The 25017-nt window shown below is 70.6% G+C and carries 22 protein-coding genes and 1 riboswitch; of the genes, 12 read left to right on the forward strand and 10 right to left on the reverse strand.

All coding sequences use genetic code 11. The annotated features are described in order from the left end of the window. Positions 1-4: 4 nt before the first annotated feature. Together aroA and ACLZOT_RS09880 are read right to left on the reverse strand one after the other, a co-directional pair. Positions 5-1321, reverse strand: a complete 1317-nt coding sequence (aroA, locus tag ACLZOT_RS09875; protein ID WP_416968403.1) for a 3-phosphoshikimate 1-carboxyvinyltransferase — start codon at positions 1319-1321, stop codon at positions 5-7. A 42-nt stretch (positions 1322-1363) separates the two neighbouring features. Then, positions 1364-2062 carry a M50 family metallopeptidase gene (locus ACLZOT_RS09880; RefSeq protein ID WP_416968404.1) on the reverse strand — a complete coding sequence of 233 codons (699 nt, stop codon included), beginning with the start codon at positions 2060-2062 and terminating at the stop codon, positions 1364-1366. Positions 2063-2112: 50 nt separating this feature from the next. Here ACLZOT_RS09880 and ACLZOT_RS09885 point away from each other — a divergent pair, with 50 nt between their 5' ends. The 10 genes from ACLZOT_RS09885 (at position 2113) to ACLZOT_RS09930 (ending at position 11910) form a co-directional block, all read left to right on the forward strand. After that, positions 2113-2928 carry an SOS response-associated peptidase gene (locus ACLZOT_RS09885; protein WP_416968405.1) on the forward strand — a complete coding sequence of 272 codons (816 nt, stop codon included), beginning with the start codon at positions 2113-2115 and terminating at the stop codon, positions 2926-2928. Position 2929: 1 nt separating this feature from the next. Continuing rightward, complete coding sequence (locus ACLZOT_RS09890; protein ID WP_416968406.1) at positions 2930-3601, forward strand: alpha/beta family hydrolase; 672 nt, start codon at positions 2930-2932, stop codon at positions 3599-3601. A 193-nt stretch (positions 3602-3794) separates the two neighbouring features. Continuing rightward, positions 3795-4475, forward strand: coding sequence for an RNA polymerase sigma factor SigR (gene sigR / locus ACLZOT_RS09895; RefSeq protein WP_416968674.1), 681 nt, complete (start codon positions 3795-3797; stop codon positions 4473-4475). Next, positions 4472-4774 carry a mycothiol system anti-sigma-R factor gene (gene rsrA, locus ACLZOT_RS09900; RefSeq protein ID WP_055724886.1) on the forward strand — a complete coding sequence of 101 codons (303 nt, stop codon included), beginning with the start codon at positions 4472-4474 and terminating at the stop codon, positions 4772-4774. The genes sigR and rsrA overlap by 4 nt, the downstream gene beginning before the upstream one ends. An 80-nt stretch (positions 4775-4854) precedes the next feature. Continuing rightward, entirely contained in the window at positions 4855-6135 is a 1281-nt protein-coding gene (locus tag ACLZOT_RS09905) for an HD-GYP domain-containing protein (RefSeq protein WP_416968407.1), read from the forward strand. Continuing rightward, positions 6132-7379: an HD-GYP domain-containing protein gene (locus ACLZOT_RS09910; RefSeq protein ID WP_416968408.1), complete on the forward strand. Its 1248-nt coding sequence runs from the start codon at positions 6132-6134 to the stop codon at positions 7377-7379. The genes ACLZOT_RS09905 and ACLZOT_RS09910 overlap by 4 nt, the downstream gene beginning before the upstream one ends. A 72-nt stretch (positions 7380-7451) precedes the next feature. After that, entirely contained in the window at positions 7452-8432 is a 981-nt protein-coding gene (locus ACLZOT_RS09915) for a tetratricopeptide repeat protein (protein WP_416968675.1), read from the forward strand. 87 nt (positions 8433-8519) lie between these two features. After that, entirely contained in the window at positions 8520-9170 is a 651-nt protein-coding gene (gene def, locus ACLZOT_RS09920) for a peptide deformylase (RefSeq protein WP_416968409.1), read from the forward strand. Positions 9171-9441: 271 nt separating this feature from the next. Continuing rightward, the gene (locus tag ACLZOT_RS09925) at positions 9442-10557 is read left to right on the forward strand and encodes a terpene synthase family protein (protein ID WP_416968410.1); all 1116 of its coding nucleotides are present in this window, start codon (positions 9442-9444) and stop codon (positions 10555-10557) included. Next, complete coding sequence (locus ACLZOT_RS09930; protein WP_416968411.1) at positions 10558-11910, forward strand: cytochrome P450; 1353 nt, start codon at positions 10558-10560, stop codon at positions 11908-11910. It begins immediately after the preceding gene. A 60-nt stretch (positions 11911-11970) separates the two neighbouring features. On the opposite strand, the gene ACLZOT_RS09935 is transcribed toward ACLZOT_RS09930, so the two are convergent. The 5 genes from ACLZOT_RS09935 to ACLZOT_RS09955 all read right to left on the reverse strand — a co-directional run bounded on the left by ACLZOT_RS09935 (position 11971) and on the right by ACLZOT_RS09955 (position 18644). Next, on the reverse strand, positions 11971-12987 hold the full coding sequence (locus ACLZOT_RS09935; protein WP_416968412.1) for a ribonucleotide-diphosphate reductase subunit beta: 1017 nt from the start codon (positions 12985-12987) through the stop codon (positions 11971-11973). After that, positions 12987-15347 carry a ribonucleoside-diphosphate reductase subunit alpha gene (locus tag ACLZOT_RS09940; protein ID WP_416968413.1) on the reverse strand — a complete coding sequence of 787 codons (2361 nt, stop codon included), beginning with the start codon at positions 15345-15347 and terminating at the stop codon, positions 12987-12989. The genes ACLZOT_RS09935 and ACLZOT_RS09940 overlap by 1 nt, the downstream gene beginning before the upstream one ends. 132 nt (positions 15348-15479) lie before the next feature. Further along, positions 15480-15618, reverse strand: a riboswitch (cobalamin riboswitch). A 267-nt stretch (positions 15619-15885) separates the two neighbouring features. Beyond that, the gene (mctP, locus tag ACLZOT_RS09945; protein ID WP_416968414.1) at positions 15886-17499 is read right to left on the reverse strand and encodes a monocarboxylate uptake permease MctP; all 1614 of its coding nucleotides are present in this window, start codon (positions 17497-17499) and stop codon (positions 15886-15888) included. After that, the gene (locus ACLZOT_RS09950) at positions 17496-17753 is read right to left on the reverse strand and encodes a DUF3311 domain-containing protein (protein WP_416968415.1); all 258 of its coding nucleotides are present in this window, start codon (positions 17751-17753) and stop codon (positions 17496-17498) included. The genes mctP and ACLZOT_RS09950 overlap by 4 nt, the downstream gene beginning before the upstream one ends. Positions 17754-17879: 126 nt before the next feature. Beyond that, positions 17880-18644, reverse strand: a complete 765-nt coding sequence (locus ACLZOT_RS09955) for a GntR family transcriptional regulator (protein WP_416968416.1) — start codon at positions 18642-18644, stop codon at positions 17880-17882. A gap of 179 nt (positions 18645-18823) precedes the next feature. Here ACLZOT_RS09955 and ACLZOT_RS09960 point away from each other — a divergent pair, with 179 nt between their 5' ends. Then, on the forward strand, positions 18824-20356 hold the full coding sequence (locus ACLZOT_RS09960; RefSeq protein WP_416968676.1) for a glycoside hydrolase family 3 protein: 1533 nt from the start codon (positions 18824-18826) through the stop codon (positions 20354-20356). 8 nt (positions 20357-20364) lie between these two features. Here ACLZOT_RS09960 and nagB read toward each other — a convergent pair whose 3' ends face one another. Further along, a complete protein-coding gene (gene nagB / locus ACLZOT_RS09965; RefSeq protein ID WP_416968417.1) occupies positions 20365-21150 on the reverse strand; it encodes a glucosamine-6-phosphate deaminase in 786 nt (261 codons plus the stop codon). A 508-nt stretch (positions 21151-21658) separates the two neighbouring features. Between nagB and ACLZOT_RS09970 the strand changes: the two genes are divergently transcribed. Continuing rightward, on the forward strand, positions 21659-23125 hold the full coding sequence (locus ACLZOT_RS09970) for a sensor histidine kinase (RefSeq protein ID WP_416968677.1): 1467 nt from the start codon (positions 21659-21661) through the stop codon (positions 23123-23125). A 198-nt stretch (positions 23126-23323) separates the two neighbouring features. Here the strand turns inward: ACLZOT_RS09970 and ACLZOT_RS09975 are convergent, their stop codons facing one another. Together ACLZOT_RS09975 and ACLZOT_RS09980 are read right to left on the reverse strand one after the other, a co-directional pair. Then, a complete protein-coding gene (locus ACLZOT_RS09975; RefSeq protein ID WP_006142322.1) occupies positions 23324-23581 on the reverse strand; it encodes a WhiB family transcriptional regulator in 258 nt (85 codons plus the stop codon). Positions 23582-23903: 322 nt separating this feature from the next. Then, the gene (locus tag ACLZOT_RS09980; protein ID WP_416968418.1) at positions 23904-24872 is read right to left on the reverse strand and encodes a diacylglycerol/lipid kinase family protein; all 969 of its coding nucleotides are present in this window, start codon (positions 24870-24872) and stop codon (positions 23904-23906) included. Positions 24873-25017: the final 145 nt, after the last annotated feature.

Raw genomic sequence — 25017 nt, forward strand, 5'->3', positions numbered from 1 at the left:
ATCGTCAGTTCCCGAGCATCCCGGTCCACATCTCCGGGAAGTCCGGGAGGGTCTTCGCGGTCGTCGCCACGTTCTCGATCTCGACGCCCTTCACCGCCAGGCCGATGATCGCGCCGGCCGTCGCCATGCGGTGGTCGTCGTACGTGTGGAAGGTGCCGCCGTGCAGCGGCCTCGGGCGGATGTGCAGGCCGTCCGCGGTCTCCGTGACGTCGCCGCCGAGCTCGTTGATCTCCTTGGTGAGCGCGGCCAGGCGGTCCGTCTCGTGCAGGCGCAGGTGCGCGACGCCGCGCAGCGTCGACGGGGAGTCCGCGAGGGCGGCGACCGCCGCGATGCCCGGGGTCAGCTCGCCCACCTCGCCCAGGTCCACGTCGATGCCGTGGATCTTGCCCGTGCCGGTGAACGTCAGGCCCTCGTCCGTGAGCTCGCAGGAGCCGCCCATCGCCGTGAAGATCTCCCGCAGCGCGTCCCCCGGCTGCGTGGTGCGCCTCGGCCAGTCCGGGACCGTGACCCGGCCGCCCGTCACCAGCGCCGCCGCGAGGAACGGCTGCGCGTTGGAGAGGTCCGGCTCGATCGTCAGGTCCCGGCCCAACAGGGCGCCCGGCGTCACCCGCCAGACGTTGCGCTCGCCGCCCGCCTCCGGGGTGTCCACCTGGGCGCCGGCCGCGCGCAGCATGTCCACGGTCATCCGGATGTGGGGGAGGGAGGGCAGGGTCGCGCCGGTGTGTCGGACCTCCACGCCCTGGTTGAAACGGGGGCCGCTCAGCAGGAGCGCGCTCACGAACTGGGACGAGGAGGAGGCGTCGATCGCCACCGGGCCGCCGTCCAGGGCGCCGCCGCCGTGCACGGTCAGGGGCAGCGCGCCCCGGCCGTCGTCGTCGACCCGCGCGCCCAGGGCCCGCAGCGCGTCGATCACGCCGTGCAGGGGGCGTTCGTACGACCTCGGGTCGCCGTCGAACCTGATCGGGCCGTTCGCGAGGGTGGCGACCGGGGGGAGGAACCGCATGACCGTGCCCGCGTTGCCGACGTCCACCGTCGCCGGACCGTGGAGGTCGGTGGGCAGGACGCGCCACGCCTCACCCGTGCCGTCCGGGCCGACCCCCTCCTCGATGCCGACGCCCATCGCCCTCAGGGCGCCCGCCATCAGCAGGGTGTCCCTCGACCGCAGGGGCCGGCGCAACCACCCCGGCTCACTCGCCAGCGCGGCTAGGACCAGGGCACGGTTGGTGACGGACTTCGACCCCGGCACGTGGACCGTCGCATCGACGGCTCCGCTCGCGGTGGGGGCGGGCCAGTGGGCGGTGTGGACGGGGTTCTGCGGCATGCGTTCACTTTAGTCGGCCGTCGTATTCGGGGATGCGCGGCGTCACAGCCCCAGCAGCCACCGTCCCCCGCCCAGCAGCGAGCAGAGCGACACCGTATGGAACAGGAACAGCCACAGCCCCGCCGGCACATGCGTCAGCCTCGACAGCTGGTCCGCGTCCGACTCCGCCGCTCCTCCCCTTCTGCGCTTCGCCTGGAGTTCGAACGGCGGGCGGACGCCTCCGAGGAGCAGGAACCACACCACCGCGTACGCGAACGCCGCCTGCACCTGGGGGCCGGCGAGCCAGGACACCACCAGGAACGCGCCGCCCGACAGCACCACCGTCAGGACCCCGTACGCGTTGCGGATCATCACCAGCATCGCCACCAGGAGCGCGGTCGCCACCCACAGCAGCAGGGTGATCCGGCCCGCGCCGAGCAGCGCCGCGCCGCCCAGGCCGAGCAGCGAGGGGGCCGTGTAGCCCGCGGCTGCCGTGAGGATCATGCCCAGGCCGTGCGGCTTGCCCCGGCTCAGGGTCAGGCCGCTGGTGTCCGAGTGCAGGCGTATGCCCGTCAGGGTGCGGCCGGTCAGCAGCGCGATCAGGCCGTGGCCCCCCTCGTGCGCGATCGTGATCGCGTTGCGGGAGACGCGCCACAGGTTGTGGGGGACGACGATCGCGAGGGCGGCCGCGGCTGTCGCCAGGACCACCCAGAGGTCGGGGTCGGGCTGGAGTCCGGTGACGCGGTCCCACAAGGTGTCCATATCTGGCGGTGGCTCCCAACGGTCGTGCGGGGTCTGGCAGTGTGGCACGTATGTGCGGACGGTATGCGGCCAGTCGTGGACCCGAGGATCTCGCAGGAATCTTTGAGATCGAGAAGATCGAGCCGGAAGAGGCGCTGGCTCCCGATTTCAACGTGGCGCCGACCAAAGAGGTGTACGTCGTCCTGGACCGCCCCTTGAAAGACGCGGAGGACCGGCGCCCGGTTCGGCAGCTCCGTACGGTCCGCTGGGGGCTCGTGCCCTCGTGGGCCAAGTCCCCGGAGGGCGCCGCGCGGATGATCAACGCGCGGGCCGAGACGGTCGCCGAGAAGCCCTCCTTCCGGCGGGCGTTCGCCACGCGCCGCTGCATCGTCCCGGCGGACGGCTACTACGAGTGGGTCACCGCCAAGGAGGAACGGGACCTGGAGGTCGAGGGCAAGAAGAAGCGGCCCCGCAAGCAGCCGTACTTCGTGCTGCCGGCCGACGGGTCCGTGTTCGCGATGGCCGGTCTGTACGAGTTCTGGCGTGACCGGACGCTGCCGGACGACCACCCCCGGGCCTGGTGGGTGACGTGCTCGGTGATCACGACCGAGGCCGAGACGACCCCGCTCGCGGTGGCCCCCGCCGACGGCCCCGGCAGCCTGGCCGAGATCCACCCCCGGATGCCGCTGATGCTGACGCCCGACCGGTGGGACGCGTGGCTGGACCCCACGACGACCGGCCTCGACGACCTCATGCCGATGCTGTCCCCGCCCCCGCACGGCCTGATGCGCGCCTACCCGGTGTCGACGACCGTCAGCAACGTCCGCAACAACGGCCCGGAGCTGCTGACCGAACTGGAGGGACCGGAGGAGGGCACACTCTTCTGACATGAGCCCCGAGATCGTCCCCACCGATGCCGGCGACGCCCGGATCACCTGGCACCCGGCGAAGAACCCCCGCCTCGTCCTCGCCGTCAGCCACGGCGCCGGCGGCGGCATCGAGGCCCGCGACCTCCAGGCCCTGGCCGCCGTACTCCCCGCCCACGGTGTCACCGTCGCCCTCGTCGAGCAGCCGTGGCGGGTGGCCGGGAAGAAGGTGGCACCGGCGCCGAAGACCCTCGACGTGGGGTGGCGCGGCGTCTGGGGTGCCGTGGCGGCGAGGAGGCTGCCGGTGATCGCGGGTGGCCGTTCCGCGGGGGCCCGCGTCGCCTGCCGTACGGCGACCGAGCTGGGCGCGGTCGCCGTCCTCGCGCTCGGTTTCCCCCTGCACCCGCCCGGCAGGCCGGAGAAGTCCCGTGCCGCCGAGCTGCTCGGGGCCGGGGTGCCGACGCTGGTCGTGCAGGGCGGCAACGACCCGTTCGGGAAGCCGGAGGAGTTCCCGGCGGGGGAGTTCGGGATGGTCGAGGTGGCGTACGGGGACCACGGGTTCGCGGTGCCGAAGCGGTGCGGGATCACGCAGGAGGAGACCGTGAGCGTCATCACGGACGGCGTCGCCGCGTGGATCGCGTCACTCGGGAATGTTGAGCCCCGTACCACTGTTGAGGCGGACAGAGAACGTTGAGAACGCCGTGAGAGAGGGAGTCCGCCGCATGGGTTCGACCATCTGCCCGAACCGTTCCAGCCGCGCCGACCTGGACTGGACGGTGCTGCACGCGGCCGGGACCGCTCAGATTCGAGCGGCGGCGGGAGCGGATCGTCGTCTATCCTCCGATTCTGGTGGCACCGGTCTCGGTGCTGCCTGGAATCTTGAGGAGGTGGGTCCGGTCACCGGTACCGACGCAGGGACCGATCACGGCCAGGCGGAGCAGCCCGAGGGCCGGGGCGCCGACGAGTCGACCGCTCAGCGCAGCGCGCGCTTCGAGCGGGACGCGCTGGAGTACCTCGACCAGATGTACTCCGCCGCGCTGCGGATGACCCGTAACCCGGCGGACGCGGAGGACCTCGTACAGGAGACGTACGCCAAGGCGTACGCGTCCTTCCACCAGTTCCGCGAGGGCACCAACCTGAAGGCGTGGCTGTACCGGATCCTCACGAACACGTTCATCAACTCCTACCGCAAGAAGCAGCGCGAGCCCCAGCGCAGCGCGGCCGAGGAGATCGAGGACTGGCAGCTCGCGCGCGCCGAGTCGCACATGTCGACAGGTCTGCGCTCCGCCGAGTCGCAGGCCCTCGACCACCTGCCCGACTCGGACGTGAAGGAAGCGCTCCAGGCGATCCCCGAGGAGTTCCGCATCGCCGTCTATCTCGCGGACGTCGAGGGCTTTGCGTACAAGGAGATCGCCGACATCATGGGGACACCCATCGGTACGGTGATGTCCCGGCTGCACCGGGGCCGGCGCCAACTGCGCGGCATGCTGGAGGACTACGCCCGTGAGCGCGGTCTCGTCCCGGCCGGCGCGGGGGAGTCGAACGAAGCGAAAGGCTCGGGCTCATGAGCTGCGGAGACGACCACGAGACGGACTGCTCCGAGGTGCTCGATCATCTCTACGAGTACCTCGACAGCGAGATGCCTCTCGGGGACCGGGACAAGTTCCGGGAACACTTCGACGAGTGCTCGCCGTGCCTGGAGAAGTACGGCCTCGAAGAGGCCGTGAAGAAGCTGGTCAAGCGGTGCTGCGGACAGGACGACGTACCGACCGACCTGCGCGCCAAGGTCCTCGGGCGGCTCGACCTGATCCGCTCGGGGCAGGTCGTCCCGGACCATGACGTCGCGGGTGCCCCTCAGGAGACCTGACACACCATCGTTCACTCGAATGGGGTACTACTCCTGGTTACCCCGTCCGTCCCCTGCGCCCGTCCCTACGCTTCCCGTCCGTGGAGGCTATTTCGGGGCGGGCGCGGGTGTTCGTCGGGGCGGTCGTTCTCGTAGCCGTCGTGGTGTGTACGCCCCTGCCCGGTAAGACGCCCTGGGCCGCCGTCGGGTTGCTCGCCCTCGTGCACGCGATCGGGGAGCGGGCCGTCAAAGGGGCCTTCCACCCCGTGCTCCTCGCCGCCGTGTTCCTGCTGCCGCCGCCCGCCGCGGCCTTCGTCCCCCTGCCCGGCGCCCTGTGCGCCTCCACCGGCTGGGTCCGGCGGGTCTGGCGGGGAGCCTCCGGGGCCGTCACCGTCTGGGCCGCCGGGTGGGTGCACTGGCGGCTCGGCGGACGGGACGCCGTCGTCGGGCCCGAGTTCCCGTACGCCCTCGCGCCCGCCGCCTGCGCTGTCCTCGCGTACTGCCTCGTGCTCATCGTCCTCGACAGCGGGGTGCGCTTCCTCGCCGGGGAACCCGTCCGGCGGCCCGCGATCTGCCGCTCCCTCGCTCCCCTCGCCGTGCACGGGCTCGCCGGGCTGATGATGGCCGTCCTGTGGCGCAGCCCGTACGGGCCCGTCGCCGCGCTGCTCGTGCTGCTGCCGATGTGCGTGGCCTGGTGGGTGTTCGCCCAGGTGCACCGGGAACGCGCCGCCCACAGCGCCACCATCCGCGCGCTCGTGCAGGCCGTCGACATCAAGGACGAGTACACGCGCGGGCACAGCGAACGCGTCGGGCAGGCGTCCGTGATGATCGCCCGCGAACTCGGCATGGACGAGGAGCGCGTCGAGCTGATCCGGTTCGCCGGGATCCTGCACGACGTGGGCAAACTCGGCGTCCCCACCAGGCTTCTGCGGAAGGACGGCCCCCTCACCCCCGAGGAGCGGCGCGTCATCGAACTGCACCCCGAGTACGGGCACGAGATCACCCGGGGCATCGCCTTCCTCGGCGAGGCCCGCGCCGCGATCCTCCACCACCACGAACGGTTCGACGGAGGCGGCTACCCGTACGGCCTCGCCGGGTACGGCATCCCCGAACCCGCCCGGATCGTCGCCGTCGCGGACGCCTTCGACGCGATGACCTCGACCCGCTCCTACAGCAGGGCACGCCCCGTGCCGGTCGCGATGGAGGAGCTGCGGCGGTGCGCGGGCGCGCAGTTCGACCCGCGGATGGTGGAGGCGCTCGGGCGGGCGCTGGACCGGTGGGGGTGGCATCCGGTGGTGACGGCGGAGGAGTCGGGGGTGCCGGAGATGGCACCGGCGAAGGCCGAAGTCGTACAGAAAGACGATCGGGCGGTACGACCGTGAGGCCCCGCCCCCTCCCCCTCGCCGCCCTCCACGCCTGCGCCGCCCTCGCCGTGGCCGTCTCCGCCGTCCTCACCTGCGCCGACGGCCTCAAGGACGCCCCCACCGTCCTCGCCTTCGCCGCCCTCATCGCCCTCGGCGAGGCCCTGCGCTGGAGCGGCCCCGGCGTCCGGGACATGGCCCCCCTCGGCGCCGCCGCCGCCCTGGCGTACGCGCTCCTCGGGGACGACGCCGGCGACCCCACCGGGCACGGTGCCGCGCAGGTCGTCGCCGTGGTCGCGGTCGCCTCGCTGGCCGGGAACGTGCCGCACATCGCGCGCGGGAGGGGCGGCGCCGCCGACCACCTCGTACGCCGCGTCCTGTCCGTGGGGTTCGCGGCGCTGTGCTTCCAGCCCCTGGTCAACCGGGGTGTCCTCGCCGACGGCCCCGGGTACGCCGTCCTCCTGCTGGCGCTGCTCGTGCTGACGGCCCTGTGCGACGCGGTCGTCGCCGCCGCCCTCGCGCACGCGCGCACGGGATGGCCGTACGGGCCCCTGCTGCGCGACGAGCTGCGCGCGATGCCCGGCATCGGGTCGGCGGTGTGCGCGACCGGCGCGGTGACGGCGCTCGCGGTGGCCGTCGTCGGACTGTGGGCGCTGCCCCTGTTCTGCGTGCCGCTGCTGCTGACGCAGGTCGCGCTGCGCCGGTACGCGGCCGTGCGGGCGACCTACCGGCAGACCATCGCCTCCCTCGCGCGGGCCACCGAGATCGCCGGGTACACGCCCGCCGGGCACGCCCACCGGGTCGCCGCGCTCTGCCAGGCCGTCGGCCGCGAACTCGGGCTCACCGAGGCCGAGTCGACGGTCCTGGAGTACGCCGCGCTGATGCACGACATCGGCCAGCTCAGCCTCCTCGACCCCGTCCCCGAGGGCGCGACCTGCGGCCTGCCGCCCGAGGAACAGCGCCGGATCGCGCTCCTCGGCGGCGCCGTCGTCCGCCAGACCGGCGCGGGCGCGCAGGTCGCCGCCGTCGTCGAACGCCAGGCAGACCCGGGCGCCGACCAGCCCCGGGCCGCGCGGATCGTCCGGGTGGTCAACGCGTACGAGGAGAAGGCGCGCGCCTTAGGGCCGCTCAGCGCGCTGGAGGAGCTGCGGCTCGGGACGGGCGCGCGGTACGCCCCCGACGTCGTCGCGGCGCTCGCGCGGGTGCTGTCCGGCGATCGGGGCGGGCCGTCATACCCCGTCCGTCCCTGGGTAACCCATGGGTAGGAAGCGCCCTCGCGGTCGTCCATGGTTTGATGCGATGAGCAGAGGGTGTCAGGGGAACTGGCGGGTGGTGATGTGAGGATCTTCGGCAAGGGACGGCACCGGCCCTCCGCCTCCTGGCGGCAGGCCACCGATCGCGCGTTCACGCTGATCGGCGACGGACGGTACGAGGACGCGGGCGCCCTCCTGACCCGTGCGGCCGATCTGGAACCCTGGCTGTCGGAGTCCTGGTTCAACCTGGCCCTCCTGCACAAGTTCCGGCACGACTGGGAGCAGGCGCGGGCCGCCGGCCTGCGCGCCGTCGCCCTCCTCGACCGGGACGCGGGCGCCCCCGACTGGTGGAACGTCGGCATCGCCGCGACCGCCCTCCAGGACTGGCCGCTGGCCCGCCGCGCCTGGCAGGCGTACGGCCTGCACGTGCCGGGCGGCGCCGGGTCCTCCGCCGAGCCCGTCGGCATGGACCTCGGCAGCGCCGCCGTACGGCTCTCGCCCGAGGGCGAGGCCGAGGTGGTGTGGGGGCGGCGGCTCGACCCCGCGCGCGTCGAGGTGCTGTCGATCCCGCTGCCCTCCTCCGGGCGGCGCTGGGGCGAGGTCGTCCTGCACGACGGGGTGCCGCACGGCGAGCGGACCACCTCCGCCGGGCACTCCTACCCCGTCTTCGACGAGATCGAGCTGTGGGCGCCGTCGCCGGTGCCGACCTGGGTGGTGCTCCTGGAGGCGGCCACCGAGGCCGACCGCGACGCCCTCGAACAGCTCGCCGCCGACGCCGGGTTCGCCGCCGAGGACTGGTCGTCGTCCGTACGGCTGCTGTGCCGGACCTGCTCCGAGTCGCGCATGCCGTCCGACGAGGGCGACGGGGAGCACCTCGACCCCCACGACCACAGCGAGCCGGGCCAGCCGGGCCCCCTCGGCCACCGGACCGACGGACAGCTGTGGGTGCCGGAGCGCGAATGCGGTCTGGCCGCGCCGGCTGCACTGGTGAGGGGGCTGCTGGACGGGTGGGTCGCAGACAGTCCGGACTCCCGGGACTGGCGAGACCTCGAAGAAGTCTGCTGAACCGTTACAGCGCCCGTGCTCCGGTGTGCCTCCCTTTAGGCTGTACCCGCAGATTTTTCTTCAGGTTGCAGGAAGGCTTACCTCGTCATGGCGCAGCAGGACACCGATCAGCAGCACGCGGGCGTGCTCCCCGTGGACGACGAGGGCTTCGTCATCGACACCGAGGACAACGAGGCGCGCGAGGCCGCCTACCGCGAGCGCGGGACCTCGCTGCCCATCACCGTCGTGGGCAACCCGGTGCTGCACAAGGAGTGCAAGGACGTCACCGAGTTCGACGAGTCCCTGCTGAAGCTCGTCGACGACATGTTCGCCTCGCAGCGCACCGCCGAGGGCGTGGGCCTGGCCGCGAACCAGGTCGGCGTCGACCTGAAGGTGTTCGTCTACGACTGCCCGGACGACGACGGGGTCCGCCACACCGGCGTCGTCTGCAACCCGAAGCTCGTCGAACTCCCCGCCGACAAGCGCCGCCTCGACGACGGCAACGAGGGCTGCCTGTCCGTGCCGACGGCATATGCCGAACTCGCCCGCCCCGACTACGCCGAGGTCACCGGCCAGGACGAGCGCGGCAACCCCGTCAAGGTCCGCGGCACCGGCTTCTTCGCACGGTGTTTGCAGCACGAGACCGACCACCTGTACGGCTACCTCTACATCGACCGCCTCTCCAAGCGCGACCGCAAGGAGGCGCTCAAGCAGATGGCCGAGAACGAGCCCCGCTACCCCGTCGTCGCCAACGACTGACACCCCCGCGCACGCCCGACGCCCGGCCCGGAACCCCTCCGGCCGGGCGTCGTCCGTATGTACGTAGCACGTTCGATCGCCTAAGCGCGTCTTCTGATCCATAACCGGTCAGCCAGGGGTGGAATCTCATCATTCCGGGGTGGTGAAAGAAGCAAATCCGTTCCCAGAACGGTCAGTTGTGGTGCTGAATGGGAAGAGCGGGGATACGCAACGGCGCACGCCCGGCACAGCGGGAGGGGTGTGTGCGACAGGCGGCCGAGAGGGGTTGTTCGTGCCAGCTTTCCCACACAGCACCACATACAGCAGGACCGGCGGCACACGCGGTGCCGCAAACCGCGCGCCGAACACCGGCACGGCGATCGCGGTTCCGCCGTCGCTCTGCCTGCCGGTCGTCGAGACCGGGTTTCCCCGCCGACGGCACCCGTATTGGCCACGGTTGCAGCAGAACACCAGGCGGTGGCTGCTGGAAAAGCGGCTCATGCCGCCCGACAAGGTCGCGGAATATGCCGACGGCTTGTGCTACACGGATCTGATGGCGGGCTACTACCTCGGCGCCCCCGACGCCGTCCTCCAGGCCGTGGCCGACTACAGCGCCTGGTTCTTCGTCTGGGACGACCGCCACGACCGCGACATCGTGCACGGCCGCACCGCCTCCTGGCGGCGCCTCAAGTCCCTGCTCCACCAGGCCCTCGACGCCCCGAGGGCCCATCTGCACCACCAGGACCCGCTGGTCGCGGGCCTCGCCGACAGCGTCCTCAGGCTCTACGGCTTCCTGCCCGCCGCCTGGAACGCCCGCTTCGCCCGGCACTTCCACCAGGTGATCGACGCCTACGACCGCGAATTCCGCAACCGCGTCGAGGCGCGCGTCCCGCCGGTCGAGGAATACCTCGCCCTCAGGCGCCTCACCTTCGCCCACTGGATATGGACGGACCTCCTGGAGGCGGCCGCCGGAAAACAGCTCCCGGACGCTGTACGGAAACACCCGGCATTCCGGCGGGCCGCCCTCCTCAGTCAGGAGTTCGCCGCCTGGTACAACGACCTCTGTTCGCTGCCCAAGGAAATAGCGGGCGACGAGGTGCACAATCTCGGAATCAGCCTCATCGTCCACGAGGGGCTGACCCTGGAGGAATCCGTCGACGAACTCAGGCGGCGGATCCTGGAATGCATCGCCGATTTCCTCGACGCCGAACAGGAGACGCGCCGGTACGCGGACGGGATCGGCGACAAGGAAATCCGCGACGCCGTGCATTCATGCCTCGCGAACATGCGGAACTGGTTCGGTTCCGTCTACTGGTTCCACCACGAGTCCGGCCGTTACATGGTCGACAGCTGGGACGACCGGTCCACCCCTCCTTATGTCGACAACGCGCTGGCGGGAGAGAAATAGATGACCCTCGAATCGGTACGGCCCGCCCCCCTGGAACCGCCCCTCGCGGGCGGCGGGCTCCCCCTGCTCGGCCACGGCTGGAAACTGGCCCGCACCCCCCTCGCGTTCCTCTCCGGACTGCGCGACCACGGGGACGTCGTCCGGCTGAAACTCGGGCCCAAGACGGTGTACGCGGTCACCTCGCCCGAACTGATCGGCGAGGTCGCCCTCAGCCCCGACTACATCATCGCCGGGCCCCTCTGGGAGTCCCTGGAGAGCCTCCTCGGCAAGCAGGGCGTCGCCACCGCCAACGGGACCCTGCACCGGCGCCAGCGGCGCACCATCCAGCCCGCGTTCCGGCTCGACGCGATACCCGGGTACGGGTCCGTCATGGAGGAGGAGGCGCGGGCCCTCGTCGAGCGGTGGCGCGGCGCCGACAGCCTCGACGTCACCGCCGAGTCGTTCCGGGTCGCCACCCGGATCGCCGCGCGCTGCCTCATGCGCGGGAGCTACATGGACGAGCGGGCCGACCGGATCTGCGCGGACCTCGCGAGCCTCTTCCGCGGTATGTACCAGCGGATGGTCGTCCCCCTCGGGCCGCTTTATCGCGTGCCGCTTCCGGCCAACCGCGAATTCAACCGGGCGCTGGCCGATTTGCACCTCCTCGTCGACGAGATCGTCGCCGACCGGCGGGCGTCAGGTCAAAAGCCGGACGATTTGCTGACGGCTTTGCTGGAGGCCGTCGACGAGAATGGCGAACCTATCTCGGAACAGGAGATCCACGACCAGGTCATCGCGATACTCACCCCGGGGAGCGAAACCGTCGGCTCCATGATCATGTCGCTGCTCCTGGTGCTCACCGAGTACCCCGAACACGCCGACAAGATCCGGGCCGAGGTGAAAAACGTGGCGGGCGACCGGCCCGTGGGATTCGACGACGTCCGCAGTCTGTCGTACACGGGGAATGTCGTAGTCGAGACCCTGCGCCTCTATCCGGCCGTATGGATTCTGACCCGACGGGCGGTCGTGTCCACAACCCTGGGCGGATACGACATTCCCGCCGGCGCCGACATCGTCTACAGCCCCTACGCGGTCCAGCGCGACCCCCGCTCCTACCACTCCGCCGAACTCTTCTCCCCCGACCGCTGGCTCCCCGGCGGCTCCGAAGAGGTCCCCAAACACGCCATGAGCCCCTTCAGCGTCGGCAACCGGAAGTGCCCCAGCGACCACTTCTCCATGGCGGAGATGACCCTCCTCACCGCCGCCATCGCCACGGCCTTCCGCTTCGAGGAAACCCCGGCCTCGGACTCCAGGCACCGCATCGGCATCACGCTGCGCCCGAGGGACCTGCGGCTGCGGCCGATCGCCCACTGACACCAGCACGACGGCCCGGCACTCGGGGGAGTGCCGGGCCGGGTGACGGGACGGGCCGGGTCAGAAGTCCTCGTCCAGGTCGACCGTGCCCTCCACGGCGACCTGGTAGGCCGACGGGCGGCGCTCGAAGAAGTTGGTCAGTTCCTGGACGCCCTGGAGCTCCATGAAGGAGAAGGGGTTCTCGGAGCCGTAGACGGGGGCGAAGCCGAGGCGGACCAGGCGCTGGTCGGCGACGCATTCGAGGTACGCGCGCATCGACTCCGTGTTCATGCCGGGCAGGCCCTCGCCGCACAGGTCGCGGGCGAACTGGAGTTCCGCCTCGACGGCCTCCGCCAGCATGTCCGTGACCTCCTTCTGGAGGACGTCGTCGAAGAGCTCCGGCTCCTCCTTGCGGACGGTGTCGACCACGTCGAACGCGAAGGACATGTGCATCGTCTCGTCGCGGAAGACCCAGTTGGTGCCGGTCGCGAGGCCGTGCAGGAGGCCCCGGCTGCGGAACCAGTAGACGTACGCGAAGGCGCCGTAGAAGAACAGGCCCTCGATGCACGCGGCGAAGCAGATCAGGTTCAGCAGGAAGCGGCGGCGGTCGGCCTGGGTCTGGAGGCTGTCCAGCTTCTCGACCTCGTTGATCCACTTGAAGCAGAACTCTGCCTTCTCACGGATCGAGGGGATGTTCTCGACGGCCGCGAAGGCGGCGGCGCGGTCGTCCGGGTCGGGCAGGTAGGTGTCGAGCAGCGTCAGGTAGAACTGGACGTGCACGGCCTCCTCGAAGAGCTGGCGCGAGAGGTAGAGCCGCGCTTCGGGGGAGTTGATGTGCTTGTACAGCGTCAGCACGAGGTTGTTCGCGACGATCGAGTCACCCGTCGCGAAGAACGCGACCAGGCGCCCGATGAGGTGCTGCTCCTCCGCCGACAGCTTCGCGAGGTCCGCGACGTCCGAGTGGAGGTCGACCTCCTCGACCGTCCACGTGTTCTTGATCGCGTCCCGGTAGCGCTCGTAGAAGTCCGGGTAGCGCATGGGCCGGAGAGTCAGCTCGAAGCCGGGGTCGAGCAGGTTCTTCTTGGCTTCGGTGGTCATTACTGGCATGCCTCGCAGGACTCGGGGTTTTCGAGGGAGCAGGCGACCGCGTCGGGGTCGGGGGTGGCCTGCACCGGGACAGAAGCCTGGGCCGCGCGGGCGATCCTCGTCGCCGGGCGCGAGCGCAGGTAGTACGTCGTCTTCAGCCCGGACTTCCAGGCGTACGCGTACATCGAGGAGAGCTTGCCGATGGTCGGCGTCTCCAGGAACAGGTTCAGGGACTGCGCCTGGTCGAGGTACGGCGTACGGGCCGCCGCCATGTCGATCAGACCGCGCTGCGGGATCTCCCACGCCGTGCGGTACAGCGCGCGGACGTCCTCCGGGATCCAGACGAAGTCCTGCACCGAGCCGTTGGCCTCGCGCAGCGCCTCACGGGTACGGGCGTCCCACACGCCGAGGTCCTTGAGGTCCTGCACCAGGTACGAGTTGACCTGGAGGAACTCGCCGGACAGCGTCTCGCGCTTGAACAGGTTGGAGACCTGCGGCTCGATGCACTCGTACACACCGGCGATGGACGCGATGGTCGCGGTCGGCGCGATGGCGAGGAGCAGCGAGTTGCGCAGCCCGGTCGACGCGATGCGCTCGCGCAGGGCCGCCCACCGCTCCGGCCAGGTGAACTCGACGCCGAAGTGGTCGGGGTGCAGCACGCCACGGGCCGTACGGGTCTTCTCCCAGGCGGGGAGGGGGCCGGAGCGCTCGGCGAGGTCGGCGGACGCCTCGTACGCGGCGAGCATGATCCGCTCGGCGATCCGGGTGGAGAGCGCCTTGGCCTCGGCCGAGTCGAAGGGGATCCGCAGCTTGAAGAAGACGTCCTGGAGGCCCATCGCGCCCAGGCCCACCGGCCGCCACTTCGAGTTGGAGCGGCCCGCCTGCTCGGTCGGGTAGAAGTTGATGTCGACGACCCGGTCGAGGAAGGTCACGGCGGTGCGGACGGTCTCGTCCAGCCGGTCCCAGTCGATGTCCGAACCGGTGACGAACGCGCCCAGGTTCACCGAACCCAGGTTGCAGACGGCCGTCTCCCCGTCGTCGGTGACCTCCAGGATCTCCGTGCAGAGGTTGGAGGAGTGGACGACGTGGCCCGCCTCGGCGGTCTGGTTCGCCGTACGGTTCGCGGCGTCCTTGAACGTCATCCAGCCGTTGCCGGTCTGCGCGAGGGTGCGCATCATCCGGCCGTACAGGTCCCGCGCCGGGATCGTCTTCTTGGCGAGCCCCTCGGCCTCGGCCTTGCGGTACGCCGCGTCGAACTCGTCGCCCCACAGGTCGACCAGCTCGGGCACGTCCGAGGGCGAGAACAGCGACCACTCCTGGTCGGCGTTCACGCGGCGCATGAACTCGTCCGGGATCCAGTGCGCCAGGTTCAGGTTGTGCGTACGGCGGGCGTCCTCGCCCGTGTTGTCCCGCAGCTCCAGGAACTCCTCGATGTCGGAGTGCCAGGTCTCCAGGTACACCGCCGCCGCGCCCTTGCGCCGCCCGCCCTGGTTCACGGCCGCGACACTCGCGTCCAGCGTCTTCAGGAACGGCACGATGCCGTTGGAGTGTCCGTTCGTGCCGCGGATCAGCGAACCCCGGGAGCGGATGCGGGAGTACGAGAGGCCGATGCCGCCGGCGTGCTTCGAGAGGCGGGCGACCTGGTGGTAGCGGTCGTAGATCGAGTCCAGCTCGTCCTTGGGGGAGTCCAGGAGGTAGCAGGACGACATCTGGGGGTGCCGGGTGCCCGAGTTGAACAGCGTGGGGGAGGACGGGAGGTAGTCCAGGCGGCTCATCAGGCCGTACAGGGCGGAGACCTCGTCCAGGGCGCGGACGGTGTCGTCCTCGGCCAAGCCCGAGGCGACCCGGAGCAGGAAGTGCTGGGGCGTCTCGATCACCTTGCGGGTGATCGGGTGGCGCAGCAGGTACCGGCTGTGCAGGGTGCGCAGGCCGAAGTAGCCGAAGCGGTCGTCGGCGGCCGGGTCGATCAGGCCGTCCAGGTACGTGGCGTGGATCCGCGCGAACTCCGCCGTGCGGTCCGCGATCAGGCCCTCGCGGTGGCCCACGGAGATCGACTCCGTGAACGTCGTCACACTCTGCGAGGCGGCCTCGGCGCGGATGCTGATCGTCAGCAGGCGGGCCGCGAGGCGGGAGTACGCCGGGTCCTCCGCGATCAGGCCCGCGGCGGCCTCCGTGGCCAGCTCGCGCAGCTCGGCCTCGTCCGCACGCGCGGAACGGCCCCGCAGAGCCGCGGCGGCGACCCGGCCGGGGTCCGCGTCGGGCAGGTCGGCGGTCAGCTCCGTCAGGGTCCGCAGCAGCGCGGTACCGGGACCGTCGTTCTCGGTCTCGACCGCCTGGACCTCTGAAGCCGGTTCGGCTGGCGCGATGGTCACGTGAGGCTCTCCCTCGCTCGGCAAGGGGCCTTCGCGGGAGGGCAGGGGGCAGCACGGACGCACAGCGCGTACGCGTCCCCGGCCCACTCCGCGAGGCCCGGACGTCAGGGCACACCGAGCCGTCCCTTGGCACGGCTGGCGCTTGCTGCCGACAGGTCCTCGGACTGACTCCCGTGCGCGTATACGCACAAGTACACCGTTGCGGGACAGTTCCGGATTCCCACCGGATTCCCCTGCGGCGACAGCGAGCATGAGCATACATCTAGTGCCGGGCTGTCAGGTCACCCCCAGATGTTGTGTCGCGTCGGCTTCGGAGCGTCAACTTGTGGGTGGGAACTGTGATGCCGGGCAGGGGGTGGGGGTGCTGTCGGTGGCGGTCTGCGGGTGCGTCGTGGTTGCTCGCGCCCCGCGGCGGAGCCGCTATCAGATACAGCCCCGCGCCCCTGGAAGTGCGCGGCAGCGCATCTTCCAGGGGCGCGGGGAACTGCGCGAGCAACCACGGTGGTGCCGCAGCCGCCAGACGGCAGGGAGTGTCGAGCTAGTGGGCCGCTCCCGAAGTCGCCGGGGGAAGTTCCGTCTGGACCCCGGGGTCGCCCGCGTCCGCCGTGTAGTCCGACGGGCTCGTCTCGTCCACCCCGTCCGGGGCTTTGGCGGCGCGTAGGACGAACGTGAGGGCCACCGTCACCGCCACGTTCAGGACGAAGGCTGTGAGGCCGATGTAGCCCATCTCACCGATGCCGGGGATCTTGTCGTTGGAGCCGCCGAAGTGTTTCTGGGTGGGGGAGGCGACGCCGTACGCGGCGATCGTGCCGTAGACCATGCCGACCGCCCAGCCGGCCAGCAGCGCCCAGCGGTGGAACCAGCGGGTGAAGAGGCCGCCGACGAGGGCCGGGAAGGTCTGGAGGATCCAGATGCCGCCCAGGAGCTGGAAGTTGATCGCGGTGGTCTTGTCCATCGTCAGGACGAAGACCAGGGCGCCGACCTTCACCAGGAGCGAGACCAGTTTGGAGATCTTCGTCTCCTGCTCCGGCGTGGCGTCCGGCTTCAGGAAGTCCTTGTAGATGTTCCGGGTGAAGAGGTTGGCCGCCGCGATGGACATGATCGCTGCCGGGACGAGGGCCCCGATACCGATCGCCGCGAACGCCACGCCCGCGAACCAGTCGGGGAACATGTCCTCGAACAGCTGGGGGATGGCCAGCTGGTTGTTGCCGTGGGTGTCGACCTTCGCGGCGATGGCCATGAAGCCGAGGAGCGCGAGCAGCCCGAGCATCAGGGAATACAGCGGCAGGATCGTGGTGTTGCGACGGATCACCTCACGGTTCTTGGAGGAGAGCGTCGCGGTGATCGAGTGCGGGTACATGAACAGGGCGAGCGCGGAGCCCAGCGCGAGCGTGGCGTACGTCCATTGGCCCGCCTCGGCCGGAACGAGCCCGCCCGCCTTGGCAGCGGTGTACTTCTCGCTCGCCGAGGCGAAGATGTCGTCGAACCCGCCCAGCTTGATCGGGATGTAGATGATCGCCACGGTGATCACGATGTAGATCAGCGTGTCCTTGACGAACGCGATCAGCGCCGGCGCCCGCAGCCCCGAGGAGTACGTGTACGCGGCCAGCACACCGAAGGCGATCAGCAGCGGCAGGTCCTTGACGAACCAGTTCGTGTCCTCGCCGCCCCCGACGCCCATGACGTCCAGCACCGCCTGGATGCCGACGAGCTGGAGCGCGATGTACGGCATCGTCGCGAGGATCCCGGTGAGCGCGACCGCCAGGGACAGCCCCTTGGACCCGAACCGCCCACGCACGAAGTCGGACGTGGTGACGTACCCGTGCTTGTGCGAGACCGACCACAGCCGGGGCAGGAACGTGAAGATCAGCGGGTACACGAGGATCGTGTACGGCACGGCGAAGAACCCGGCCGCCCCGGCCGCGTACACGGCCGCCGGCACCGCGACGAACGTGTACGCCGTGTACAGGTCCCCGCCGAGCAGGAACCACGTCACCCAGGTCCCGAACGACCGCCCGCCGAGCCCCCATTCGTCGAGGGAGTGCTCGTTCTCGGCCTTGCGCCAGCGTGCCGCGAGGAAGCCCATGACGGTGACCGCGAGGAAGAAGAAGATGAAGACGCCGAGCGCGACGCCGTTCACACCGCCGTTCACTTCGACGCACCCCCCTTGCGGGCGCGCTGGTCACGCCGCCACAGCTTGTACGCGGTCATGGTGAGCGCGGTCGAGATGAGCACCCACAGCATCTGGTACCAGTAGAAGAACGGGATGCCGATGAACCGCGGGTTCACATCGGCGTACGACCCGACCCACAGCAGCGCCACGAAGGGGGCGAACAGGCAGAGGCCGATGACGACGCGCAGAGGCGTCACCACCGGATCCGCCGGCCTCGGTGGGGTCTCTGACATGGGCGGCTCCGTCCCCTCGCTGAGATCACCAGTGATCACCAATGCAATGCGCAGGCAATCTAAGTGACGGATAAGCGCAGCGGAAGCCCTGCCGGGGGATCGTCCTGAAGCTGTGTCGATCCGCTGCTAGTCGACCGGCCTCTTGAGCCGCGCCACGAACTTGTACCGGTCCCCCCGCCACACCGACCGCACCCACTCCACGGGCTCCCCCCGCAGGTCCAGGGAGTGCCGGGAGAGCATGAGCATCGGCAGCCCCACGTCGGTGCCGAGCAGCCCCGCCTCGCGCGGCGTCGCGAGCGCCGTCTCGATGGTCTCCTCGGCCTCCGCGAGCCGTACGTCGTACACCTCGGCGAGGGCGGTGTACAGGGACGTGTACTTGACGAGGGAGCGGCGCAGGGCCGGGAAGCGCTTGGCGCTGAGGTGGGCCGTCTCTATGGCCATCGGCTCCCCGTTCGCCATGCGCAGGCGCTCGATGCGCAGGACCCGGCCGCCGGGCGTGATGTCGAGGAGCCCGGCGAGGCGGTCGTCCGCGGTGACGTACCCGATGTCGATGAGCTGCGAGGTCGGCTCCAGGCCCTGCGCGTGCATGTCCTCGGTGTACGAGGTGAGCTGGAGCGCCTGGGACACCTTCGGCTTCGCGACGAACGTGCCCTTGCCCTGGATGCGTTCGAGGCGGCCCTCGACGACGAGTTCCTGGAGGGCCTGGCGGACGGTCGTGCGGGACGTGTCGAACTCCGCCGCGAGCGTGCGTTCGGGCGGGACGGCCGTGCCGGGTGCCTGGGTCTCCGTCATGTCCAGCAGATGCTTCTTCAGACGGTAGTACTTGGGCACGCGCGCGGTACGGACGGTCGCTCCACCCTCGTTCTCCGCACTGCTGACGTCGGTGCTCATGGCCTGCCTTCCCGGCTCGCACGGGCCGACCTCCCGTCAGCCGCGGCCACCCATCGTGGCACGGGATCGTGTGTACGGGTGCCGGTACGGCGAGGCCGGACCGGTCCCGCCCTGGTAAGAACTGCCTGCGTAGGGCGTCCGGAGCCTTGACACGGGCCTTGGTCCGGTCCAAGCTCGCGATGCTGGTCTACACCATTCGGAGGGTGGCCTTGGCAGAGACGACTGTGGCCCGGGACGCCCTCGCCGTCCTCCAGCCCGGATTCACCGGCACGACCGCCCCCGACTGGCTCCTGCGCCGCCTCGACGAGGGCCTCACCTCCGTCGGCCTCTTCGCCCGCAACATCGCCGGGCCCGAGCAACTCTCCGACCTCACCGCCGAGTTGCGCAAGGCGCGGCCCGAGGTGGTGGTCGCCGTCGACGAGGAGGGCGGCGACGTCACCCGCCTCGAAGCGCGCCGGGGCTCGTCCTTCCCCGGCAACCTCGCGCTCGGCGTCGTCGACGACACCGACCTCACGTACGGCGTCGCCGCCGAACTGGGCCGCCGGCTCGCCGCGTGCGGGGTCACCCTCGACTGGGCGCCCTCCGCGGACGTCAACACGGACCCCGACAACCCCGTCATCGGCGTACGCTCCTTCGGCGCCGACCCCGCGCTGGTCGCCCGGCACACCGCCGCGTACGTCACCGGCCTCCAGTCCGCCGGCGTCGCCGCCTGCGCGAAACACTTCCCCGGGCACGGGGACACGTCCGTCGACTCCCACGAGTCGCTCCCGCGCATCGACGTCCCGTACGAGGTGCTGGCCGCCCGCGACCTCCCGCCCTTCCGCGCGGCCATCGCCGCCGGCACCCGCGCGATCATGACCGCCCACATCCTCACCCCCGCCCTCGACCCCACCCGCCCCGCCACCCTCTCCCGCCGCACCCTCGACCTCCTGCGCCGCGACCTCGCCTACGACGGCCTGATCATCACCGACGGCATGGAGATGCGCGCCATCGCCGACACGTACGGCATCGAACGCGGCACCGTCCTCGCGATCGCCGCCGGCGCCGACGCGATCTGCGTGGGCGGCGGCCTGTCGGACGACGAGACGGTGACCCGGCTGCGGGACGCCCTGATCGCGGCGGTCCACACGGGCGACCTCCCGGAGGAACGCCTCGCGGAGGCGGCCGACCGGGTCCGGGCACTGGCGGCTTGGACGAGGAGGGGCGCGCGGGGGCACTCCGAGGCCGGCGGGGGTGTGGGGGCGGGTGTCGGGCTGGAGGCGGCTCGGAGGGCGGTTCGGGTGGCGTCGCGCGGTGGGTTGCCGCTGAGCGCGGCTCCCTACGTCGCCGCGTTCACGCCGCTCGCGAACATGGCGGTCGGAGACGAGACTCCGTGGGGGCTGGGGCCCGCCCTGGCCGACTTCCTTCCCGGCACCGCCACGGGGACGTTCACGGGGCCGGAGGCGGGCCGGGAGGCGCTGGCCGCGGCGGCTGACCGCCGTATCGTCGCCGTCGTCCGCGATGAGCACCGGCACCCCTGGATGGGTGCCGCCCTCACTACCCTCCTCGCCGCCCGCCCCGACACGGTCGTCGTGGAGATGGGCGTCCCGCACGCCCCGCCCCGGGGCGCCGCCCACATCGCGACGTACGGGGCGGCGCGGGTGTGCGGGAGGGCCGCGGCGGAGGTGATCGTGGGGGTGCGGGGCGTCCAGGGGGCTTCAGAAGCGCCCTAGGGGCCTTCTCAGATGCCCTGCCAGGCCGGCTTGTTGTCGAAGGTGTGGCGGAAGTAGTCCGCCAGCTTCAGCTTGGAGGCCGCCGCCTCGTCCGCGACGACCGTCGCGTGGGGGTGGAGCTGGAGGGCCGAGGCGGGGCAGACCGCGGCGACGGGGCCCTCGACCGTGGCGGCGACCGCGTCGGCCTTGCCCTCGCCCGTCGCGAGGAGGACCAGGTGGCGGGCCTCCAGGATCGTGCCGATGCCCTGGGTGATGACGTGGTGGGGGACCTGGGCGATGTCGTCGTCGAAGAAGCGCGCGTTGTCGACGCGGGTCTGCTGCGTGAGGGTCTTGATGCGGGTGCGGGAGGACAGGGACGAGCACGGTTCGTTGAAGCCGATGTGGCCGTCCGTGCCGATGCCGAGGAGCTGGAGGTCCACGCCCCCGGCCGCCGCGAGCGCGCGGTCGTACGTCTCGCACGCCGCCTGGATGTCGTCCGCCGCCCCGTCGGGCCCCAGGAACGCGGACATGGGGATCCCGAGCGGCCCGAGGACCTCGCGGCGCAGCACCGAACGGTAGGACTCGGGGTGGTCGGCGGCCAGGCCCACGTACTCGTCGAGCTGGGCTATGCGTACGGCGGAGACGTCGGCCTCGCCCGCGCGGACGCGCGCCGTGAGCGCCTGGTAGACCGGCAGGGGGGTGGAGCCGGTGGCCACGCCCAGCAGGGCGTCGGGCTTGCGCCGCACCAGCCGGGCGACGGCCTCGGCGACGAGCTCGCCGCCGGCGGCGGCGTCCGGGACGATCACAACTTCCACGCTGGCCTGCCGTTCTGAGGACGATCCGAAAAGGACATGTGGTTTAGACCACTCTAATCTAGCCGACGCCTTCCGGCCCCGGGGGTTTCGTCCGCCTGTCGGTCCGCTGAACTTCCCGGGAAGGCGGCCCCCCTGCCGCCGAAATTGCCCCGGTGATCAGACCCCCCACGGGAACCCGCACAGGCTAGGCTGCGTTGAGACATACGACGAGACTTCCGTCCTCCCCGCACAGGAGGGCGGACCGAGGACCCGGCGCTCTCTGCCCTGACTGCTCCGGCTCCTCACCTTTCGGCCGACGGGACCGCACACCCCGCGGCCGGGATTGCTCCGGGCTGCGGTGCCGCGAGGGTTGAGGGTCCCTCCAGGCGCCGCGGCCCGCGGGTGTTTCCGGGAGGCGTACACAGACCCGTCCACGGGGTATGCCGAGACGATGGGATCCAGCACGGCGTACGAACGTCATATTTCGGCCAGCGACAAACCGGCGGGTACGCTCGCCCATGTGCCCTCCATGAACGAACTCGTACGCCAGCACACCACCCTGGACGACTCCGACCTGGAGTGGCTGCACCTGCTGGTCTCGGAGTGGCAGCTGCTCTCCGACCTCTCTTTCGCCGACCTGGTGCTGTGGGTCCCGACGAGCGACGGCACGCGGTACGTCTCGGTGGCGCAGATGCGCCCCAACACGGGCCCCACCTCCTACCAGGACGACATGGTCGGCCACCTGGTTCCCCGTGGCCGCCGCCCGCTCCTGGACGTCGCCCTCGACGAGGGCCGCATCGTCCGCGAGGGCGACCCGGAGTGGCGCGAGGAGGTCCCCGTACGGGTCGAGTCGATCCCCGTACGGCGCGAGGGCCGCGTCCTCGGTGTCATCGCCCGCAACACGAACCTGCTGACCGTCCGCACCCCGAGCCGTCTGGAGCTGACCTACCTCCAGAGCGCCTCCGACCTCGCGCAGATGATCGCGGCGGGCGCGTTCCCGTTCGCCGGCCAGCAGATGGACATGGATGCCGCCCCGCGCGTCGGCGACGGCCTGATCCGCCTCGACGCGGACGGCATCGTCCAGTACGCCTCGCCGAACGCGCTCTCCGCGTACCACCGCATGGGCCTCGCCTCCGACCTCGTCGGCCAGAACCTCGGCCTCACGACCGCCGAACTCGCCCCCACGCGCGGGCCGGTGGACGAGGCGCTCGCCAAGGTCGCGAGCGGCTGGGCGCCCCGCGAGTTCGAGATCGAGGCGAACGACGGGGTGATCCAGTTCCGGGCGATCCCCCTCAAGCCCAAGGGCACGCGCATCGGTTCGCTGGTGCTGCTGCGGGACGTCACCGAACTGCGCCGCCGCGAGCGCGAGTTGATCACGAAGGACGCGACCATCCGGGAGATCCACCACCGGGTGAAGAACAACCTCCAGACGGTGGCCGCCCTGCTGCGGCTCCAGGCCCGCCGGATCGAGTCCGAGCGGGGGCGCGAGGCGCTGGAGGAGGCGGTGCGGCGGGTCGGCTCGATCGCCATCGTCCACGAGACGCTGTCCCAGAACCTGGACGAGCGGGTCGAGTTCGACGAGATCGCGGACCGGGTGCTCGCGATGGTCGCCGAGATCTCGCCGGGCAAGGTCACCGGGCGGCGCACCGGGCGGTTCGGCATTCTCGACGCCGAGGTGGCCACGCCGCTGTCGATGGTTCTCACCGAGATCCTCCAGAACGCGCTGGAGCACGGGTTCCGCGAGGGGGAGACCGGGACCGTCGAGGTGACGGCCGTGCGCGGCGGCACGACCAAGGACGCGCGGCTGCTCGTCACCGTCCAGGACGACGGGGTCGGGCTGCCCGAGGGGTTCGACCCGCACGTCTCGGGCAACCTGGGCCTTCAGATCGTACGGACCCTGGTGGAGGGGGAGTTGGGGGGCAGCTTCGACATGGTGCCGGGGCCCGAGGGGGGTACGCGGGTGATCCTGGACGTGCCGGTGCGGGCGCAGAAGTAACAACATCACAGTGCGTCGTGACAGCAAAGAGCCCCGGACCAGGTGGGCCGGGGCTAGTGCTCCCTGCTGCGGTACTCGTGCATGTTGTGCAAGTCGTACTGAGCGCTTGGGGGTACTGCGCGCTGCGGTTCGGGGGCGGGAGCTGCGTACGTGCTGTACGCGCCGCCAACCTCAGGCTGTTGGTGCGGGGCGGACGGGTCAGGCAGAAGCCTGACGGGCCCGGTTGCGGGCGGCGCGGCGCTTCATGGCACGGCGCTCGTCCTCGCTGAGACCACCCCAGACGCCGGAGTCCTGACCGGACTCGAGCGCCCACTGCAGACACTGGTCCATGACAGGACAGCGACGGCAGACGGCCTTGGCTTCCTCGATCTGCAGCAGCGCAGGACCGGTGTTGCCGATGGGGAAGAAGAGCTCGGGGTCTTCCTCGCGGCAAACGGCGTTGTGACGCCAGTCCATGGCTGCTACCTCTCCTTGGGTGTTACGTGCTGGTTGCTTGTGAATGTGAACGCTTTCACGAATCCCTCAACAAGGGAAGGGCCATCAGCCAGACATGTCTGGCGCGGTCCTGGTGTCGTGAAGAGGGGTTCCGGTGATCAGTGGATGCCGGTGTTGCGGGCTGTCCCGATCGCCACGTAGAGACTCGCAAACCTCAGCGGCGGATACAACCCCTTCTGGAAAGTTTTTTTTGATTCCTCGGTGTCGACTGGGTCACAGCCGTACTTCCAAGGGGTGGACCCTGGCCTAAACGTTCGAGTGAAAGGACTTCCGCCCTTTCTGCTCACACAATCACACGCAGTGCACGGCGTACGCCTGTGAACGTCACGCTCGTGCGCAGTCCGAGGTGGTCTCCGTCCATCTGGAGCGGGAGCGGCACCTTCGAATGCAAGGTGAACTGGTCCAGGTCGTGGAGCGAGACCGCGTGCTTGCCCTGGGGTCCCTTCTCGGGGGACGAAAGGAGCAATTGGGTGGCATACCGGGCAAGTGCGGGGGTCGAGAGGCGGCTCAGACCGAGGATGTCGAGGCCGGTATCGAACGAAGCCTTAGGCGACGCGTACACCGGGCGATTGCCCAGATAGGTCCACGGAGCCGTGTTGCAGACTATGGACATCACCAAATCGGTCACGGGTTCTTCGCCGGTGCGTTCCAGGGTGATCGTTCCGTGGCGGCGATGCGGTTCTCCGAGAAACTGACGGAGTGCCTGCTGAAGGTAAAGAGCGTGTGTGGATTTCCGTCCACGTTCGCGTTGTTGCTCGACCCGGCCGATGACTTTCGCGTCGAATCCCAGGCCGGCGTTGAAGGTGAACCACCTTGCCGGGACCGCCTCGTCCTCGGTACCCGGGGTGCCCGTCGCCAGGCCCAGGCCGACCGTGCGCTCGCTGCCCTGCTTCACCGCGTCCAGCAGGGCGCCGGTCGCCTCCACCGGGTCGTTCGGGAGACCGAGGGCCCGCGCGAACACGTTCGTGGAACCGCCGGGGACGACCGCGAGGCCCGGCAGGCGGTCCGGGTCCGGGCCGCCCGTCAGCAGGCCGTTCACGACCTCGTTGATCGTGCCGTCGCCGCCCAGGGCCACGACCAGGTCGATGTCCGAACTCTGCGCCGCCTGGCGGCCGAGGTCCCTCGCGTGTCCGCGGTACTCCGTCGTGACCGCCTCCAGCTTCATCTCGCTCGCCAGGGCGTGGATCAGTACGTCGCGCGTACGCGCACTCGTAGTCGTCGCCGCCGGATTGACCACAAGAAGTGCACGCATGGATCGCAGCGTACCTACTGGGTGGTACCGGGCACAGGTCGAGGTAGGGAAGCGGTAAGAGATCGAGCCGTGAGCCTCGACACGGGGTGGGGCTTGTGGGGGTGTGGCGGGGGCGCGCGGGGCCGGCGGGAGCCGGGGGCGCGCG

The sequence above is a fragment of the Streptomyces sp. 4F14 genome (assembly GCF_048159485.1).
GTDB lineage: Bacteria > Actinomycetota > Actinomycetes > Streptomycetales > Streptomycetaceae > Streptomyces.

Excerpts from the sequence above, each read along its gene's own strand:
- ACLZOT_RS09890 (WP_416968406.1), top strand. The coding sequence starts at position 2,930 with ATGAGCCCCGAGATCGTCCCCACCGATGCCGGCGACGCCCGGATCACC.
- ACLZOT_RS09980 (WP_416968418.1), bottom strand. The coding sequence starts at position 24,872 with ATGCGTGCACTTCTTGTGGTCAATCCGGCGGCGACGACTACGAGTGCG.
- rsrA (WP_055724886.1), top strand. The coding sequence starts at position 4,472 with ATGAGCTGCGGAGACGACCACGAGACGGACTGCTCCGAGGTGCTCGAT.
- ACLZOT_RS09955 (WP_416968416.1), bottom strand. The coding sequence starts at position 18,644 with ATGAGCACCGACGTCAGCAGTGCGGAGAACGAGGGTGGAGCGACCGTC.
- ACLZOT_RS09885 (WP_416968405.1), top strand. The coding sequence starts at position 2,113 with ATGTGCGGACGGTATGCGGCCAGTCGTGGACCCGAGGATCTCGCAGGA.
- ACLZOT_RS09970 (WP_416968677.1), top strand. The coding sequence starts at position 21,659 with ATGAACGAACTCGTACGCCAGCACACCACCCTGGACGACTCCGACCTG.
- def (WP_416968409.1), top strand. The coding sequence starts at position 8,520 with ATGGCGCAGCAGGACACCGATCAGCAGCACGCGGGCGTGCTCCCCGTG.
- ACLZOT_RS09975 (WP_006142322.1), bottom strand. The coding sequence starts at position 23,581 with ATGGACTGGCGTCACAACGCCGTTTGCCGCGAGGAAGACCCCGAGCTC.
- ACLZOT_RS09935 (WP_416968412.1), bottom strand. The coding sequence starts at position 12,987 with ATGACCACCGAAGCCAAGAAGAACCTGCTCGACCCCGGCTTCGAGCTG.
- ACLZOT_RS09960 (WP_416968676.1), top strand. The coding sequence starts at position 18,824 with ATGCTGGTCTACACCATTCGGAGGGTGGCCTTGGCAGAGACGACTGTG.
- ACLZOT_RS09930 (WP_416968411.1), top strand. The coding sequence starts at position 10,558 with ATGACCCTCGAATCGGTACGGCCCGCCCCCCTGGAACCGCCCCTCGCG.
- ACLZOT_RS09950 (WP_416968415.1), bottom strand. The coding sequence starts at position 17,753 with ATGTCAGAGACCCCACCGAGGCCGGCGGATCCGGTGGTGACGCCTCTG.
- ACLZOT_RS09880 (WP_416968404.1), bottom strand. The coding sequence starts at position 2,062 with ATGGACACCTTGTGGGACCGCGTCACCGGACTCCAGCCCGACCCCGAC.
- aroA (WP_416968403.1), bottom strand. The coding sequence starts at position 1,321 with ATGCCGCAGAACCCCGTCCACACCGCCCACTGGCCCGCCCCCACCGCG.